Annotated in this window: 16 protein-coding genes; all 16 read left to right on the plus strand. The window is 40.5% G+C overall.

The window, feature by feature from the left end:
• Nucleotides 1-3,111, plus strand: a complete 3,111-nt coding sequence (locus tag B1A77_RS03470) for a type I restriction endonuclease subunit R (protein WP_077707941.1) — start codon at nt 1-3, stop codon at nt 3,109-3,111.
• 132 nt (nt 3,112-3,243) lie between these two features.
• Complete coding sequence (locus tag B1A77_RS03475; RefSeq protein WP_077707942.1) at nt 3,244-4,869, plus strand: tryptophan transporter; 1,626 nt, start codon at nt 3,244-3,246, stop codon at nt 4,867-4,869.
• A complete protein-coding gene (locus B1A77_RS03480) occupies nt 4,862-5,674 on the plus strand; it encodes an energy-coupling factor ABC transporter ATP-binding protein (protein WP_024061562.1) in 813 nt (270 codons plus the stop codon). Before B1A77_RS03475 ends, B1A77_RS03480 begins: the two co-directional genes overlap by 8 nt.
• A gap of 9 nt (nt 5,675-5,683) precedes the next feature.
• Nucleotides 5,684-6,352 (plus strand): energy-coupling factor transporter transmembrane component T family protein, encoded by a 669-nt coding sequence (locus B1A77_RS03485; RefSeq protein WP_077707943.1) that lies wholly within the window; start codon nt 5,684-5,686, stop codon nt 6,350-6,352.
• Between the two features lie 353 nt (nt 6,353-6,705).
• Nucleotides 6,706-7,206 (plus strand): GNAT family N-acetyltransferase, encoded by a 501-nt coding sequence (locus B1A77_RS03490; RefSeq protein ID WP_012863723.1) that lies wholly within the window; start codon nt 6,706-6,708, stop codon nt 7,204-7,206.
• 100 nt (nt 7,207-7,306) lie between these two features.
• Nucleotides 7,307-8,170: a histidinol-phosphatase HisJ gene (hisJ, locus tag B1A77_RS03495; RefSeq protein WP_077707944.1), complete on the plus strand. Its 864-nt coding sequence runs from the start codon at nt 7,307-7,309 to the stop codon at nt 8,168-8,170.
• An 18-nt stretch (nt 8,171-8,188) separates the two neighbouring features.
• Nucleotides 8,189-8,554: a hypothetical protein gene (locus B1A77_RS03500; RefSeq protein ID WP_012863725.1), complete on the plus strand. Its 366-nt coding sequence runs from the start codon at nt 8,189-8,191 to the stop codon at nt 8,552-8,554.
• Nucleotides 8,555-8,806: 252 nt separating this feature from the next.
• Nucleotides 8,807-10,411, plus strand: a complete 1,605-nt coding sequence (hisG, locus tag B1A77_RS03505) for an ATP phosphoribosyltransferase (RefSeq protein ID WP_077707945.1) — start codon at nt 8,807-8,809, stop codon at nt 10,409-10,411.
• 72 nt (nt 10,412-10,483) lie between these two features.
• A complete protein-coding gene (gene hisD, locus B1A77_RS03510; protein ID WP_077707946.1) occupies nt 10,484-11,761 on the plus strand; it encodes a histidinol dehydrogenase in 1,278 nt (425 codons plus the stop codon).
• 122 nt (nt 11,762-11,883) lie between these two features.
• Complete coding sequence (gene hisB / locus B1A77_RS03515; RefSeq protein WP_077707947.1) at nt 11,884-12,474, plus strand: imidazoleglycerol-phosphate dehydratase HisB; 591 nt, start codon at nt 11,884-11,886, stop codon at nt 12,472-12,474.
• 26 nt (nt 12,475-12,500) lie between these two features.
• Nucleotides 12,501-13,223 (plus strand): 1-(5-phosphoribosyl)-5-[(5-phosphoribosylamino)methylideneamino]imidazole-4-carboxamide isomerase, encoded by a 723-nt coding sequence (gene hisA, locus B1A77_RS03520; RefSeq protein WP_077707948.1) that lies wholly within the window; start codon nt 12,501-12,503, stop codon nt 13,221-13,223.
• A gap of 84 nt (nt 13,224-13,307) precedes the next feature.
• Nucleotides 13,308-14,066 carry an imidazole glycerol phosphate synthase subunit HisF gene (gene hisF, locus B1A77_RS03525; RefSeq protein ID WP_077707949.1) on the plus strand — a complete coding sequence of 253 codons (759 nt, stop codon included), beginning with the start codon at nt 13,308-13,310 and terminating at the stop codon, nt 14,064-14,066.
• Nucleotides 14,067-14,235: 169 nt separating this feature from the next.
• Entirely contained in the window at nt 14,236-14,553 is a 318-nt protein-coding gene (gene hisI, locus B1A77_RS03530) for a phosphoribosyl-AMP cyclohydrolase (RefSeq protein WP_077707950.1), read from the plus strand.
• A gap of 2 nt (nt 14,554-14,555) precedes the next feature.
• A complete protein-coding gene (gene hisE / locus B1A77_RS03535; protein ID WP_077707951.1) occupies nt 14,556-14,882 on the plus strand; it encodes a phosphoribosyl-ATP diphosphatase in 327 nt (108 codons plus the stop codon).
• A gap of 110 nt (nt 14,883-14,992) precedes the next feature.
• Nucleotides 14,993-16,069 (plus strand): histidinol-phosphate transaminase, encoded by a 1,077-nt coding sequence (gene hisC / locus B1A77_RS03540; RefSeq protein WP_077707952.1) that lies wholly within the window; start codon nt 14,993-14,995, stop codon nt 16,067-16,069.
• A 78-nt stretch (nt 16,070-16,147) separates the two neighbouring features.
• Nucleotides 16,148-16,774, plus strand: a complete 627-nt coding sequence (hisH, locus tag B1A77_RS03545) for an imidazole glycerol phosphate synthase subunit HisH (RefSeq protein ID WP_077707953.1) — start codon at nt 16,148-16,150, stop codon at nt 16,772-16,774.
• Nucleotides 16,775-17,067: the final 293 nt, after the last annotated feature.

Consider the following 17,067-nt stretch of genomic DNA (forward strand, 5'->3'; position numbering starts at 1 on the left):
ATGATTTTTACAAAAGAATCTGATTTTGAATTAGCCCTTATTCAGCAGTTATCTAATCATGGTTGGGAAGCAGAGTGTATTGAATATCCAACAGAAGAGGCGCTTGTAAAGAATTGGGCAGATATTATTTATAAAAATAACTGTTCTCCTGACAAGCTAGATAAATATCCGTTGACTGATAGCGAGATGAATCAAATCTTAATGCAAATTAAGATGTTGAAAAGTCCCGCCATGATAAATGATTGGATAAATGGCAAAGTAGTTACTATTAAACGTGATAATCAAGATGATGCGATGCATTTGGGGAAAAATGTATCACTTAAAATTTTTGACCGTAATGAAATTGCTTCTGGACAAAGTGTTTATCAAATAGCACGTCAACCACAATTTAAAGGACTTAATGATGTTTCTAGAGATAGACGTGGAGACGTCATGTTGCTAATTAATGGGATGCCTGTTATTCATATTGAATTGAAACGTTCAGGTATTCCGGTTGATTTAGCAATTAATCAAATTGATTTATATAATCGTCGTGGTTTGTTCTCTGGATTATTTGCTTTAATACAAATTTTTGTGGCTATGACACCAGAAGAAACGGTATATTTTGCTAATCCTGGAAATGGAGAACCTTTAAAGTCAGAATTTCAATTTCATTGGGCTGATGTAAACAATGAAATTATAGGAGATTGGACTCAAATTGCCGGAACGTTGTTGGCAATTCCATTAGCGCATGAATTATTAGGGTTTTATACAATTCCAGATAGCTCTGACGGTGTCCTCAAAGTGATGCGTAGCTATCAGTATTATGCAGCAAGTCGTATTGCAGATATAGTTAGTAAAGCTGATTGGGGATATAGCAGTCCTTTAGGTGGATATATTTGGCATACAACAGGATCTGGTAAAACTATGACATCGTTTAAAACGGCGCAGATTATTGCGAGTGTAGGAGATGCCGATAAAATCGTATTTCTTGTGGACCGTGTTGAATTAGGAACACAGTCTTTGCAGGCATATCAAGGGTTTGCCGACTCTGCTACATCCGTAGAAGGTACAGAAAGTGGTACTGTATTACTGAAAAAACTAGATAGTATTGAACCAAAGGATATGATTATTGTTTCCTCTATTCAAAAGATGAATCAATTATCTAAAGATGATACACGCGATGATATGTTGAACCGTGTTAAAGGAAAACGGTTGGTTTTTATTTTTGATGAATGTCATCGCAATACTTTTGGCGATATGTTGAGAGCAATCAAGGAAACATTCCCTCATGCTTTATTATTTGGTTTTACGGGTACGCCAATTTTTAAAGATAATGCAAAGAAAACATTAGCGACTGCCGATTTATTTGGTGATGAATTGCATCGGTATAGTATTTCTGATGGTATTCGAGATAAAAATGTGTTAGGGTTTGATATTACATCGGTGCCAACATATAGTGATGAAGATTTACGTAATGCAGTTGCATTACGTGAGGTTGGCGCTAATACCGTTAGTGATGTTATGGAATCTCCTGAAAAACGAGAAGCCTATTACCATTTTATAAATGATGTACCTATGGTTCGAGATTATGAACATGGATATACAAGAGGTATTGAGGATTATATAGAAAATGGACATTATGATAATGATGACCATCGTAGAGCTGTAATTGCAGATATTCATGGTAAATGGTTGGTACAAAGTTATAAAGGATTATTCCATGGTATTTTAGCAACCCATAGTATATCTGAAGCGATTTCTTACTATCGATTGTTTAGACGGAGTGCACCTAATTTAAAAGTAGTGGCCTTATTTGACCCTACTGTAGATGGTGAAATGGATCCTACAACCGCTGTTATCAAAGATGAAGCATTGGAAGAAATCTTAGAGGACTATAATACATATTTCAATCAAAAATTTACTGTATCAAGTTATGCTTCATTTAAGCGTGATGTTTGTGCTAGACTTGCGCATAAGCTGCAATATCGTTCTAATGATGTAGAAATTGATACAGATAAATATATTGATGTTGTAATTGTCGTTAAACAATTATTGACAGGTTTTGACTCAAAATATGTAAATACGCTATATGTTGATAAAATTATGGCTTATGAAGAAATAGTACAAGCTTTCTCTAGAACAAACCGTTTATATGGTCCAGAAAAACCATTTGGTAGCATTAGATATTATCGTAAGATACATACTATGTCTCGTAATATTCAAGATGCTTTTAGGTTATATTCTGGATCGGTACCTGAAGGGTTATATGCAGATAAAAAAGATCAGAATATTCGCAAAATGAATGTTATAGTAGAGGATATTTCAGATTTATTTATATCAGAAGGCATAGAATACTATTCAAAATTACCGGATAATATAGCGAGTAGACATAAATTTGGACGCTTATTCTATCAATTGCGTATCTTAATGGAAGCTATTCGGCTACAGATGTTTACGTGGCAAAAGAATATTGATGAGAAACTAGGACTAAATTTAGATGAGGAAACGTATAACACATTAGCAGTTCGATATGGAGAATTATTTAGTTCTAGTACACCTGATGGTAAATCTAATCCAGTGATTCCTTTTGATATAACTGCCAAAGCTCATAAGCAAGAATCTATTCGGATTGATGCTGATTATATGAATAAAAATTTTGAGAAGTATATAAGAGCATATAATATTGATGACTTTGATAGTACTTTAATTGATCAATTAAGAATGATGCTTCATAAAAGCTTTGCTCAATTATCTCAAGAAGAACAACGTGCTGCTAGACAAATTTTGGTTGATATAGAACATAAGCGGTTAGTTGTTGACGAGAATAAGACATTGACTGATTATATCAATGAATATATGAATGTCGATTGGAACGCGAAGATACAGTATTGTATTAATTTGTTGGGTGTTGATGAAGCTAAGTTGAGGGCATTGTTAAATGCTCATGTTAATGAAACTAACATTGATGAATATGGACGCTTTAATGAGTTGATTTCTACTGTAGACATCGAGCGAGCTAAACAAAATTTAGGAATTGTAGATCAACCTCATTGGAAATGTATTATTAAAATTAAAAATATACTTAGAGAGTTTATTATTTATAATAAGCTTGATGGTTATAAATCGTAAATTTTCTTTAGAGTATATTATAAAAATAGCAGGATTAATCCCCTGCTATTTTTTGTTATGCTCTAAACTTTCACAATACCCATATAAATGTTAAAATAAATCCATATATATTTTTATAGAAATGAGGCTATTATGGAACGGATTCAGGATCTTGTGTACACACATGTGCAGGGTGGCCAGTTTAGATGGGTTACTGTTAGCACATTGATGCTCGCATTGGGCACAATTTTGCATTTGGTGAGCCCTAGTGTGGCTGGGGTAACGCCGAACTGGACGATTGCTACGTACTGCGTAGCTATTTTATTGACTCGTCCTAGTTTGAGTCAAACCTTGGGGATTGGCCTTGTAGCGGCCCTCATCAATGTATTGACGTCTAAGTCAGCGTTCCCTTATGGCAACTTATTGTCTGAGCCGGGTGGTGCTTTGACGGCGGCTCTCGTAACGCGCGCTATGTTGTCTGTGAAGTTCCGTAAAATTGGTGGTTTTGATTTAACGCCTGTCGTGTCTGGCTTCTTAGCAACTGTTGTATCTGGCGGTATCTTTGTTACCATTTTGTGGCAAGTGCTTGGTTTGCCAAATAATGTGTACATGTACGGCATGTGGCCATTGGTACTCATTGTAGGAGCCTTGAATGGTGCCATTACACCAATCTTGTATATTCCGGCACAACGTTTATTCTCTAAACGTGGCATGTTGCCAAATGCAGATCAATTGACATCTGATCATAGTCGCTTGACTATTTTGCCTGAGCGCCAAGCTAAAATATCCATTGAGCACGTAAATTACTATCATCCTAAGGCGACTACACCATCCCTCGAAAATATCAATCTCGATGTAAATGAAGGTGATTTCCTCGTTGTTACAGGCCCTGCAGGCTGTGGTAAAAGCACCCTTTGTATGGCGATGGTAGGGGCGGTACCTAAATTCTATGGTGGACGTCTAGAAGGCATGGTCTTCGTAGATGGTCATGCGACTACGCAAATGGAAATCCCAGAACTAGCGAACCATATCGGTGTAGTTCTAGCCGACTACGATACACAGCTCGTAACGATGACTGTTCGTGAAGAAGTGGCCTTTGCTATGGAAAACCGCGGTTATGACCGTGAAACTATTAAAGCTCGTTCTGAAGAGGTGTTTAAGCAAGTTGGCCTCGTAGGCTTAGAAGATCGCAAGATTACAAGTTTATCTGGTGGTCAACGCCAACGTTTGGCTATTGCTTCTGTATTGGCTACGAATCCAACCGTACTTGTTCTTGACGAACCGACAAGCTCTCTCGATCCAGATGGGACCGCTGAGTTATATCGCCTCGTAGGTGATTTGAACCAAAAACACGGTATCACCGTTGTCGTTATCGACCATGACTTGCATGCCGTATTGCCGTATGCTAACCGCATGGCCCTCATGGTAAATGGTTCTATCGCCTGTGATGACGATGTACCGACTACGCTTCGTTACATGTACGAGCACAATATTCATGTCGATGCATTGCCATCCGTTTTTACAACCTATATGGAATTGGAACAAGCCGGCTTTCACAGTGATGAACCTTGGCTCAGCATCGAGTCTGCTATCAAGGGCTTGCACCAAATTGAAATGGCTCATGCGATTCAAACCGAGGTGCATGGTGAAAGTAACTCTCCAGCTAATCAAAGGAATACAGTAGATAATCTTGCTGATCAATCTAATATAGTAGAAAATAGACAACCAGTTCAACGCGTTGATGATGTACCAGGAAAGGACGGTGGCGCTCATGCTTAAGGTTGAAAACATCCGCTTTGGCTATGTGCCATCCGTAGATATTTTCCGAGACGTGACTTTCACCATTGAAGGCGGCGAATATATCGCCATCGGTGGTCGTAATGGTTGCGGTAAAACGACCATAACTCGTTTGCTCGTAGGCCTTGAGAAGGCTAGCGAAGGTCGCATGTATTATAACGGTAGGGATATTACGCCCATGCCGCCGTCTAAACGGGGGCAATTTATCGGCTATGTATTCCAACAGCCAGATCGTCAAATGTTTAGACCCACTGTAGCCACTGAGGTTGCCTTTGGTCCTGAGTCTTTGGGTCGTACTAAATCCGAAGTGAAACGCATTGTTGATGAAGTATTGAAACGTACAGGTATTGCTCATTTGCGTGAAGCATACCCTCCGACATTGCGCCGCGGTGAAAAGCAACGCGTAGCCATTGCTTCCGCGTTGGCTATGAAGTCTAAAATCCTCATCCTTGATGAGCCAACAAGTGGTCAAGATGGTAAGGAAACAAAAGAGCTATTAGCATTATTGCGTCAGCTCAATGCGGAAGGTATCACGATTCTTCTCATTACACATGATATGGAAATCATGGCTAGCGAATGTAGCCGTGCTATCATCATGGGCAACCAAACCGTAGCCTTTGATGGCAGTCCAGAAGAATTATTTAAAAAGTCTACGGATGAATTGCAAGATTTAGGCCTTACGAAGCCGCCAAGTGTAGAGCTTTCACTAGCGGTACCATCCTTGGGCTATTGCAAATCTATGGATGAATTGAAATCTAAGTTAGTGGCTCAGTTGAGCGGAAAATAGGAGGGACATATGGAACGTTTAGTACCATTAACAAAAATCTTGATGACCCTCGCCGTATCCGTGTGGGCCATCCTGTTGCGCGACTGGGTATCTCTATTGGTATTAGTCGTAGTAGAACTCGGTGTATTGTTTGTAGCGGGTTTGTTGTTCAAACAACACAAAGCAGTGTTGGCATTAACTAGCTTTGCCGTATTTCTTGGTCTTATCCAATTCCTCGGCAGCGGCGATGTAACATCTGCCATTGTATCTGGCTTACGTATGCTCGCTATGACACTTGTGTTCATTGGACTATTGGCAACTACAAAATTGCAAGACCTTACGGCAGCGCTCGTAACACAATGCAAAATTCCTTACGAATATGCATTTATGTTCACTGCTGCTCTTCGTTTCGTGCCTGACTTTATTGCTGAAAGCCATGCTGTACAAGAGGCGCAAGCTTGCCGTGGCTTATCTCTAGAAGGCAACTTCATTAAGCGTATCAAATCCTATGCATCTGTTATTCAACCATTGCTATTAAAATCCTTGGGACGCTCCGAAACAATGGCGTTATCCTTGGAACTACGTGGTTTTGGTGGCCCTACACACAGCTTTGCTGCATCCGTAGGATTGAAAAGAATCGACTATACTGTTATTAGTGCTTTAATTGCTATTACAGTACTTTTATTTGTTATTGTGTAATTTTCTTATAAATCAAGTAAGAGTATAATTTTGCTCCTATAGAAATGTACTAGCTTTAATAGTCATAATAAAAAATATGATGATAGTATATAAGTAAAATAAGAGCTTTTTACTTATATATGCTTCAAAATGTATATGCTGAGTGGTAAAAAACGTTGTTTTTACCACTCAGTTTTGTTGTATTGGGGATATAGATGTAAAATATGTAATTCTTACCTCAAAAGATGGAGAAAAGTGAAATGGTATGTTATACGAATAGATCGTCCTTTTTCTTGCGTATGTGGGCTATTTTTATATATTATGTTAAATAGAAATAATATTTTTTAGGATACCTACAGTTTTGAGGAATACTTATGAGTGAATTAGTAATACGACCAATTACAAGGAATGATATAGCCCCTTGTTTAGATATTTACAACTATGAGGTTGTGAACGGCGTAGCCACGCTTGATCTTGAGCCTCGCACGTTGTCAGAGTGGCAGGAGTGGTATGAGTCTCATAGCGATGAGCACCATCCTATTGTGGTAGGTACGATTGATGGAATTGTAGCAGGTTATGCATCGCTTTCACCATATCGACCTAAAGAGGCCTATAAAAGTACTGTTGAATTATCTATCTATATCCATCAAGATTATCGCGGTAGGGGGATTGCTACACAACTGATGGCTCATATTTTAGAAATAGCAAAAAATGATCCGTTATTGCACAATGTGGTATCCGTTATTACGGCTGGCAATGAAGGTAGCACTAAGTTACACGCGCGATTTGGCTTTACCTATTGTGGTTTAACGCCTCAAGTTGGATTCAAACATGGTAAATATCAGGATACCGAAACATACGCATTATTGGTATAATAATTAGTATAGGAAAACATAGATATTAATACGATATACTAATAATGTACAGATTATAGATAAGGATTCGCCAAGGGGTAGGGCGAATAGGGGTGATTGAATGAATATGAAAGACGAAAGGCAGTTCGTTGGATACAGTAAGTATCGCAGCCGTCTTGTGGACGGTCATGTACATACGGAATTGTGTCCACATGGTAGTGGGGACCGAACTGCGATGATGATTGAAAAGACCATCGAGTTGCGTATAGAAAAGGTATGCCTCACAGAACATGCACCATTGCCAACAGCTTTTGCTGCAGAATACGGTGGTGATAAAAAGGCCTATGACACAGCGTCTTTGAAATTAAATGAAGTTGATACTTACTTAGAGTTGGGTCGTCAATTACAACGTGCGTATGGCACACATATCGATATTTCTCTCGGTTTTGAAGTCGATTATATTCCAGGCTTTGAATCAGACATTCAAGAGTTCTTGGATCGCTATGGTCCGTTGACGGATGATAATATTTTATCCGTTCACTTTATGGAAGGCGTTAATAATGCCTTTTACTGCTTAGACTACAGTCCTGAAGAATTTGAAAAAGGGTTCGGGCCGTGGATTGAAAAACAATATGAGTTATATTACAAATATTACTCCACCGTGCGACAAGCCGTGCGTGCTGACCTCGGTGAATATACACCTAAACGTATTGGGCACTTTGATTTAATCAAGAAATACCAACATCACTTTGGTTTTGAACGTCATTTAGATCGTCGCAATGCGCAGGTGGTAAGCGATATTTTGCATATCATGCGCGTCCAAGGTCGCGAGCTAGACTACAACATGAGCGGCTTCTTCAAACCAGATTGTCGTGAAATGTACCCAAGCCGCTTCATTCAAGGCATGGCGGCTATCATTGGTGTGCCATTTGTATTGGGGTCTGATGCACATAGCGTGGCAGATATAGAAAACGTTTGGGGCTAAATTGATAGAAAGGTAATTATGGATTTCGTTCTTGGTATTATCCTTCTTATATTAATCATTTACTCTTATGGTAGACATAAGAAGAATGGCCAATATGAGATATGGCTAGAAAAATATAATCAAGGTATATATAATGTGGGCCAGCTCTTAAATTGCGAGTATGAACAAGCTAAGTTTGTCATAGATCAACTCGGTCGTCATGCGGTTCCTGTTGATGTAGTCGTTGAGCCTATGTCTACTATTTCTATTCGTGGTGAAAGTATGAATGGATATGCCTTTTCTTATAATGAATTAAAAGGCTCTTTCACTCTAAATGATAAGTTTGAAATAACAAATTTAATTTATAATGATGTAGATCTTCTACATATGGGTGTAATTAAATAAATATATGTAGTAAATACATGAAATATTAACGGTTCTATTGACAATTCTATAGAACCGTTATATTATGATTTCATACTTTAGTAAAGTAAAGCGATAAAATAGAAAAGTATCGATATAGGTAAATTTTTTCTCATAGTAAACTGAATAGCTAGATGACTTAAATCGTCATATAACTTAAAAGGTTAATATAGGTATATAGTTTTCAAAAACACGAGAAATGATATGAATCAATTGATAGAAAGGATGTTTACGATGGTACAGCAGCAATTACCTACTGGTTTCCGCGATGATATAGGGATCGTAGCAGAGCGTAAGGATGATGTGAGTCAATATGTACTCGGTCTTTGTCGAAATCGTCAATACACAAAGATTTCTACGCCTCTTGTAGAGTACAAAGATGTATTCAATGGCTATGCAATGGGGCGCGGTCAACATATGTACGAATTCATGGATAGTTCTGAAGTGCCCGTCGTAATTCGTCCTGATTTGACAATGCCTATCGGTCGTTTCTTGGCGACAACAAATATTGAATTGCCTCGCACGTTCTACTATTTGGGCGATGTGTTTATGAAAAATAAAAAGCACCGTGGTGATGTTAACCAAGTGACGCAAGGTGGCATCGAGATGGTAGGCTACGAAGGGCTTGAGGCTGAGCAAGAGTGCTTCAAGATTATTAAAGAGGTGAACGAAGCTCAGTTGGGTAATCATTTGTTGCTCGAAATTGGGGATGCTCGTTTTTCTCGTGCTATTACCGATGCTCTAGGACTTAGCGATGATGAAAAAGCAGAGCTCTTAGAGGCGTTATTCACTAAATACTTGCCACGATATAACGAGTTGATTTCTGACTTTAAAAATAGTGCGCTATATCCATTCTTAACTGTATGGCCTCGCTTGTTTGGTACGGTTCAAGATATTAAGGATGAGCTAAATCAGATTATCTTGCCTGCAGCGGCGCAGCGCATTTTAGATAATCTCGTAGATATGGCAAATCAAGTGGAAGCAACGGGGCAACAGGTTCGCATCGATGTATCTACGGAACCGCTTCAATCCTATTACACAGGCCTTACGTTTAGAGGCTATGTGGACGGCGTGTCTCAATACATCGTCAGTGGCGGTCGCTATGATGGCTTGCTATCTAGCTTTGATGGTACGCCGATGCCGGCAGTAGGGATGGCTTTTAATATCGACGTCTTGACTGATGTTACCTTGCAGGGTGAAAGCAAAGCTCAAGATAACGATACATTGCGTATTGCTCTTACGAAGGGGCGCGTAGAAAAGGATTTTATTCCACTCCTAGAAGCATGTGGCATTGACTGCGAGCCATTACATAATAAGGCGCGCAAGCTCATTATCTCTTTAGGTGATTCTATGGAGGTCATCCTTGCAAAGGGGCCAGATGTAACGACGTATTTGAAAAATGGTGTTGTTGATCTTGGCATCGTCGGTAGCGATGTGCTCGATGAACAAGACGATACAAGCTATGAAATGCTAGATTTACAAACGGGTAAATGCCAATTTATCTTGGCATCCTTAGCGGGTTATGATCCTAAAGAAGGTCGCCGTCAACGAATTGGTACAAAATATCCAATTGTTACAAAACAGTACTTTGGAGCTCAAGACGTGGAAATCATCAAAATTGAAGGTTCCGTTGAGCTAGCCCCACTTGTAGGACTAGCAGATGCTATCGTAGATATTACGGAAACGGGTACCACTTTGCGTGAAAACAATCTAGAAATCTTCGATTGGCTACAGCCCATATCTACACGCTTAGTAGCAAATCCATTAGCATTAAAACAAAAGCGAAACACCATTTTTAAGTTCATAGATCAGCTTTCAGAAGCAATTAATAAAAATTAATAAATAAGATGTAGAGTGAATCATATATTTAACTAGCAATACGGATAGCTCAAATAGGAAGAAGGATGACAGATGAAAATATATAAGGAATCATTAGAGACGATGCTTGCCATTGTACGGAATTACACACAGCAAACCACAGATATGGAGATTGAACGTCGCGTGTACGATATCATTGCTGATGTCCGCACTAACGGTGATGCGGCGCTCAAAGCGTATTCTGAAAAATTTGACGGTGTTTCCATTGAAGATTTCAAGGTGCCTCAAGAGGAAATCGACGTAGCCTATGAGTCTTTATCTGATGAGTTGAAAGCCGCATTATTAAAGGCAAAGGCAAACATTACAGAATTCCACAGCCGTGAAATCGAGCAAGGTTTTGTAGATATGGATACACCGGGCATCATCCGCGGTCAAAAGGTCATTCCCTTGGCTCGCGTTGGTCTCTACGTTCCTGGAGGTACAGCCGCGTACCCTTCGACCATTATCATGACTGCTTTGCCTGCAAAGATCGCAGGCGTAAAAGAAATCGTCATGGTTACGCCTCCTCAAAAGGATGGTATTAATCCTGCCGTATTAGGTGCTGCAAAGCTTGCCGGCGTTGATGCGGTATATCAAGTGGGCGGTGCCCAAGGTGTGGCGGCCCTTGCTTATGGTACGGAAACGATTCCAAAGGTAGATAAAATCGTAGGTCCTGGCAATATTTACGTGGCAACGGCAAAACGCCAGGTGTTTGGCCAAGTCGATATCGACATGATTGCGGGACCAAGTGAAATTGGCGTTATTGCCGATGACAGCGCAAATCCAGTGCATCTCGCAGCAGATCTCTTATCCCAAGCGGAACATGACCCTCGTGCGCGCGCCATTATGGTGACTACCAGTGAAAGCTTAGCAAATGCCGTATCTGATGAGGTGGAACGTCAACTTAAACTGTTACCTCGTGAAAGTATCGCTCGTCCAGCTATTGAAAACAACAGTTATATTGCAATTATGAACAGCATTGAAGACATGTTCACGGTAATGAACGAAGTGGCGCCAGAGCATTTGGAAATCCAATTGCCAGATCCAATGAATTATATGAGCCTCGTGCAAAATGCAGGCTCCGTATTCCTCGGTGCCTATGCATCAGAGCCGTTGGGCGATTATTTAGGTGGTACAAACCACGTATTGCCTACTAGTGGCACAGCTAGATTCTCATCTCCACTTGGCGTATATGATTTCGTGAAACGCACGTCTTTCACACAATTTACGAAAGAACGTTTAGAAGAAGTGGCAAAACACATTACTACATTGGCTCGTACGGAAGGCCTCGAAGCACATGCTCGTGCCATCGAAGTACGATTTGAAAAATAGCTTATAAAACATATTAGAAAATAGATTTGGCATCTATATTTATATACATATTTAAAATATACAGTGAAAATATAGATTAGAAATATAGATTATAAAAATAGATTTGAAGTATAGAGGTCGCTATGATACGCACAGGTACGGTGCAACGCACCACTCAAGAAACAGATATTACAGTAAAAATTACCCTTGATGGGGCGCAAACGAGCTCCATCTCGACCGGAATAGGCTTCTTTGACCATATGTTGACGCTATTGGCGAAGCACGGCCGTTTTGGACTTGTGGTACAGGCAAAGGGCGATACATATGTGGACGCTCATCATACGATTGAGGACGTTGGACTTGCATTAGGTCAGGCCTTGGTGAAAGCCCTTGGCGACAAGGCTGGTATCGAGCGCTACGGCGACGCCTGGATTCCTATGGATGAAGCATTGACGCAAGTTGTCATCGATTTAAGTGGTCGTCCGTACCTCGTTTTCCAAGGGGAATGGAGTACGCCCGTTTTAGGTGGCAACTTTGAAACAGAGTTGGTGGAGGACTTCTTCCAAGCTCTTGCGATGAGCGCTGCTATGAACTTACATGTGCGCAATTTATATGGTCGCAATACACATCACATTATTGAAAGCATGTTTAAGGCTACGGGCCGTGCATTGCGCAAAGCAGTTACTATTAACCCAGATATTCAAGGCGTAAATTCTACAAAGGGCGTTATTTAATACAGTCATTTAATAAAGGAGAACCTATGATTTTTCCAGCTATAGATTTACAAGATGGGCGCAGTGTTCGCCTCTATAAAGGTGACTTCGCACAGGAAACGGTCATCAATCCTGATCCCGTAGACCAAGCGAAACAATATGAAGCAACTAAGGTGGGGGCCTTGCACCTCGTCGATTTAGATGGTGCCAAGGCGGGCAAGCCTGTAAATGTAGATATTGTAAAAGCAGTGCGTGCAGCTTTCACCGGCATTCTTGAAATTGGAGGCGGCATCCGAGATAAAGCGGCCGTTGACCTCTATTTAGGCTTGGGTGTAAATCGCGTTATCTTAGGCTCTGTAGCGCTTAAAAATCCGGAACTTACAAAGCAGGCTATAGCTGAATACGGTGCGGAGCGCATCGTTATCGGTGTAGATGGAAAAAATGGCAAGGTCGCCGCTGAAGGCTGGCTTGACCAATCCGACGTGCCGATGACCGATTTAATCGGTGCCATGGTTGAAGGTGGGGCAAAGTATTTTATCGTTACCGATGTAGACCGAGACGGTACGATGCAGGGCGCCAATGAAGAGTTACTTGGAAATTTGCAAAAAGAATTCCCTACAGCACGCATCGTTGCCTCTGGGGGTGTTCGTAATTTGGCAGATATTAAATCTCTTGAACAAAAAGGTGTTATGGATAGCATCGTGGGTAAGGCTCTGTACGAGGGCACGATTACGCTAGAGGAAATCGCCGAGTACAATCAGCAGAAATAATAGAAATGACTGTGATGCTCTCAAATTAATTATTGACCTCAACCAATGGAATATATTGAGTGACACTCGATGGAAAGGAGCTTTATGTTAGCGAAACGGATTATCCCTTGTCTTGATGTAGATGATGGGCGCGTAAAAAAAGGGGTTAACTTTGTAAATCTCATAGACGTAGGCAGTCCCGTAGACATTGCGGCCTCCTATGAGCAACAACAAGCTGATGAGCTCGTATTTTTAGACATTACGGCCACCGTTGATGCGCGGACTACTATGCGCGATGTGGTTCAAGAAATCTCCACACAAGTATTTATGCCACTCACCGTGGGTGGTGGTATCAAAAGCGTTGATGATATGACGGCTTTATTGAAAGCTGGTGCGGACAAGGTATCTTTGAACTCCGGGGCTCTCGCTAACCCTGAGCTCATCACAGAAGGGGCTCAAAAATTTGGCAATCAATGTATGGTGGTAGCTATTGATGTGAAAACCGATGAAGAAACTGGTGAATGGTATGCTTACACTCATGGCGGTCGTAAGCGTACAGAGTGGAAAGCTCTCGACTGGGCTAAAGAGGCCGTAGCTCGTGGAGCAGGGGAGTTGCTAGTGACAAGTATGGACAAAGATGGCACAAAATCCGGCTTTGATATTGAACTATATAAGGCTCTAGAGTCCGTCGTAAATGTACCTATCATTGCATCTGGAGGGGCAGGTAAGGTTGAGGATTTTGTAGACCTTTTTGAGCAAACCGGCGTTACCGGCGCTTTGGCGGCATCTATATTCCACTTTGGGGAAGTTAAAATTCCTGAACTTAAACAAGAACTACGAGCTCACGGAATTACAGTACGCTAAAACAGATTTAAAAAATTATTATCTCTCGTAAGTTCTTTACTATTTTATATGTCCAGAGTTAGTTAAATCATTTGTTCATAGATAAACAGAAAATAGAAATAGTAATAGATAGAGATACAAGCTGATATAGGATAACAGATTGGTGATTACTTTTAATAAAGGATAGAATATGAAACCGGATTTTGAAAAAGGAAATGGCTTGTTGCCGACGGTTGTGCAGGATGCAGAGACAAAGGATGTCCTCATGGTGGCGTGGATGAACGAAGAAAGCTTTCACAAGACACTAGAAACAAGGGAAACGTGGTTTTGGTCTCGATCTCGTGAAGAGTTATGGCATAAGGGTAGCACTAGTGGTAATGTGCAGCACGTGGTGAGCATGGCCCTAGATTGTGATGGCGATACCTTGCTCATACAAGTTAAGCCGAAAGGTCCTGCCTGTCACACAGGGCGCACAAGCTGTTTTTTTAATGAAGTAGAACGGAGTTAAACATGGCGCAGCAAACACTGAACGAATTATACGAAATTATTAAAAATCGCAAGGCACAGCCAAAGGAAGGTTCTTATACGAATTATTTATTCGACAAAGGGCTCGATAAAATCTTGAAAAAAGTTGGTGAAGAGACTACAGAGGTAGTAATCGCCGCAAAAAATGAAGATCCGCAAGAGCTGATTTACGAAACAGCAGACGTGTTATATCACTTGCTCGTGTTATTAGCGGAGAAAAATATTCCATACGAAGCCATTGAAGCAGAGCTAGCGAGCCGTGAAGGGGTTGTTAGCAAGACTACGGATCGCCCAGAAATTACAAATTTATAATGAATTTTCTATTATGAGCTCTGACATACGAGCTTTGGTGGAGTTCATATGTGTTTTTTATGTGTTATATAAGTTATATGCGTTAAGAAAATAGTTAGAAAGGATAGCCTATGAAAGAGATAATTCGCACATTGAAACCTTATATACCTGAGGAGCCGGCTGAAGTGGTGAAAGAGCGACTTGGTGTAGAGCGATTGGTGCGCTTGTCGGCGAATGAAAATCCTTACGGCACATCGCCATTGGTACGGGAGGCTATCCTTAGCTATGTAACACATAATGATGCCAACTATTATCCGGATGGTAATGCTACCGATTTGCGTATGAAATTAGCGAGTTACTGGCAGGTGCAACCTGAGCAACTCATCATCGGCGTAGGTCTAGATGAGGTCATCGCCATGGTCAATAAAACATTGATTACTGCTGGTGACTCCATCGTAGTAAGCGTGCCAGCCTTTTCGGAATATGCCTTGAATGGCCTCGTGGAAGGTGCTGAGATTCGCGAGGTGCCAGCTGATTTTGAAACGGGGCAGTATGATTTTTCTGCTCTCGTGAAAGCTGTAGATGAAACGACACGCCTCGTGTGGATTTGTAATCCTAATAACCCAACGGGCACCTATGAATCTGTTGAAGATATCCGCAAATTTGTAGCAGCTGTATCAAAGGAAACCTTGGTCATCGTAGACGAGGCTTATATCGATTTTGTCACTTCCGTAGCAGTTCCTACGGCACGTGCGCTCTTGGATGAGTTTCCTAATGTGGCTATCATGCGTACCTTCTCGAAGGCCTATGGCCTTGCCAACTACCGTGTAGGCTACATGATGACTCCTTTAGAATTGGCCAATTATATGCAAACCATTCGCTTACCGTACAATCTGAATACATTATCTCAAGTGGCAGCAGAAGCCGCTTTCGATGATCAAGAATTCTTGGCGAGAACGGTATCTCAAAATGCAGAGGAACGAGCAAAATGGGAAAGCCTCTTTGATGAGTTAGGCATTCACTACTATAAGAGCAAAGCTAATTTTATCTTCTTTGCATCACCTGATGCGGAAGGTCTTGCAGATGCTTGGCTTAAATCAGGTTACCAAGTGCGCCGAGGTCAACGAGAAGGATGGTTACGCCTTACGATTCCAATGCCTCAAGATGGGGATGTTATGCGCCAGATATTAAAAGAATTTATGCATTAATCCACATAGGGTATATCACAGATAGTATTAAGATTTGTTTTATGATATCGGATTTCATTTTATAGAATGGAGTTTATTATGATTGCCATTATAGATTATGATGCAGGGAATACCTTCAATGTCCAGAAAGCCTTAGCCTATATCGGCCTTGATGCAGTGCTAACTGCGGAGCCTGAGACCATATTAAACACTGATGGTGTTCTCTTGCCAGGTGTAGGCGCATATGCGCCGGCGATGGCAGTTCTAAAAGAGCATGGTTTAGTTGATGTCATTCATGAGGTAGTAAAGCGTGAAATTCCTTTATTAGGTATTTGTTTAGGAATGCAACTTTTATTTGAAGAGTCTGAAGAATACGGCCCAACTCCCGGTTTAGGCCTTATTCCCGGTATGGTGAAAGAAATTCCTAGCAACCTTGGTCTTAGCGTGCCTCATATGGGTTGGAATAAAAATGTAGTACACCAGCCTCATAGTACTTTTAATAATGTAGATGATCAATATACATATTTCGTTCATTCCTATTATGTGGATACAGATCCTGAATATATTACATCTACTGCAAATCATGGTATCGATGTACCTGGCATTGTAGAACGTGGCAGAGTGTATGGAATGCAATTTCATCCCGAAAAAAGTGGTGTTGTAGGTCTAAATTTGTTGCGTACATTTGGCAAGATTACAGAAGTTTATGGAGCGACAAAGAAATAATATAACTATAAAAGATATCAGAAAAGTACTTCATGAAATAGGTATTGTGGTAAGGCAATAGATAACTTTTATCAAAATAAAATAGTAAAGGCATTTTCTGATAGGTAGAGAATGCCTTTTGTTATGCTTTATAGTTATACTTAACTTTCAAAATGAGAAATTAATAATTGACACCTTGTTGATTAGTTATACAATAATGTTGTAAGTACTAACATTTTAGGAAGCCATTGTGGCATGGATACATAAGTTTTATCAGTAATATTCATATACTCCATGTCACGTGATTATTGGAG

This window comes from Veillonella parvula (genome assembly GCF_002005185.1).
Classification (GTDB): domain Bacteria; phylum Bacillota; class Negativicutes; order Veillonellales; family Veillonellaceae; genus Veillonella; species Veillonella parvula_M.

What these genes read in the sequence shown, in the direction of transcription:
- B1A77_RS03470 (WP_077707941.1), top strand. Translation starts at nt 1, where the DNA reads ATGATTTTTACAAAAGAATCTGATTTTGAATTAGCCCTTATTCAGCAG.
- B1A77_RS03475 (WP_077707942.1), top strand. Translation starts at nt 3,244, where the DNA reads ATGGAACGGATTCAGGATCTTGTGTACACACATGTGCAGGGTGGCCAG.
- B1A77_RS03480 (WP_024061562.1), top strand. Translation starts at nt 4,862, where the DNA reads ATGCTTAAGGTTGAAAACATCCGCTTTGGCTATGTGCCATCCGTAGAT.
- B1A77_RS03485 (WP_077707943.1), top strand. Translation starts at nt 5,684, where the DNA reads ATGGAACGTTTAGTACCATTAACAAAAATCTTGATGACCCTCGCCGTA.
- B1A77_RS03490 (WP_012863723.1), top strand. Translation starts at nt 6,706, where the DNA reads ATGAGTGAATTAGTAATACGACCAATTACAAGGAATGATATAGCCCCT.
- hisJ (WP_077707944.1), top strand. Translation starts at nt 7,307, where the DNA reads ATGAATATGAAAGACGAAAGGCAGTTCGTTGGATACAGTAAGTATCGC.
- B1A77_RS03500 (WP_012863725.1), top strand. Translation starts at nt 8,189, where the DNA reads ATGGATTTCGTTCTTGGTATTATCCTTCTTATATTAATCATTTACTCT.
- hisG (WP_077707945.1), top strand. Translation starts at nt 8,807, where the DNA reads ATGGTACAGCAGCAATTACCTACTGGTTTCCGCGATGATATAGGGATC.
- hisD (WP_077707946.1), top strand. Translation starts at nt 10,484, where the DNA reads ATGAAAATATATAAGGAATCATTAGAGACGATGCTTGCCATTGTACGG.
- hisB (WP_077707947.1), top strand. Translation starts at nt 11,884, where the DNA reads ATGATACGCACAGGTACGGTGCAACGCACCACTCAAGAAACAGATATT.
- hisA (WP_077707948.1), top strand. Translation starts at nt 12,501, where the DNA reads ATGATTTTTCCAGCTATAGATTTACAAGATGGGCGCAGTGTTCGCCTC.
- hisF (WP_077707949.1), top strand. Translation starts at nt 13,308, where the DNA reads ATGTTAGCGAAACGGATTATCCCTTGTCTTGATGTAGATGATGGGCGC.
- hisI (WP_077707950.1), top strand. Translation starts at nt 14,236, where the DNA reads ATGAAACCGGATTTTGAAAAAGGAAATGGCTTGTTGCCGACGGTTGTG.
- hisE (WP_077707951.1), top strand. Translation starts at nt 14,556, where the DNA reads ATGGCGCAGCAAACACTGAACGAATTATACGAAATTATTAAAAATCGC.
- hisC (WP_077707952.1), top strand. Translation starts at nt 14,993, where the DNA reads ATGAAAGAGATAATTCGCACATTGAAACCTTATATACCTGAGGAGCCG.
- hisH (WP_077707953.1), top strand. Translation starts at nt 16,148, where the DNA reads ATGATTGCCATTATAGATTATGATGCAGGGAATACCTTCAATGTCCAG.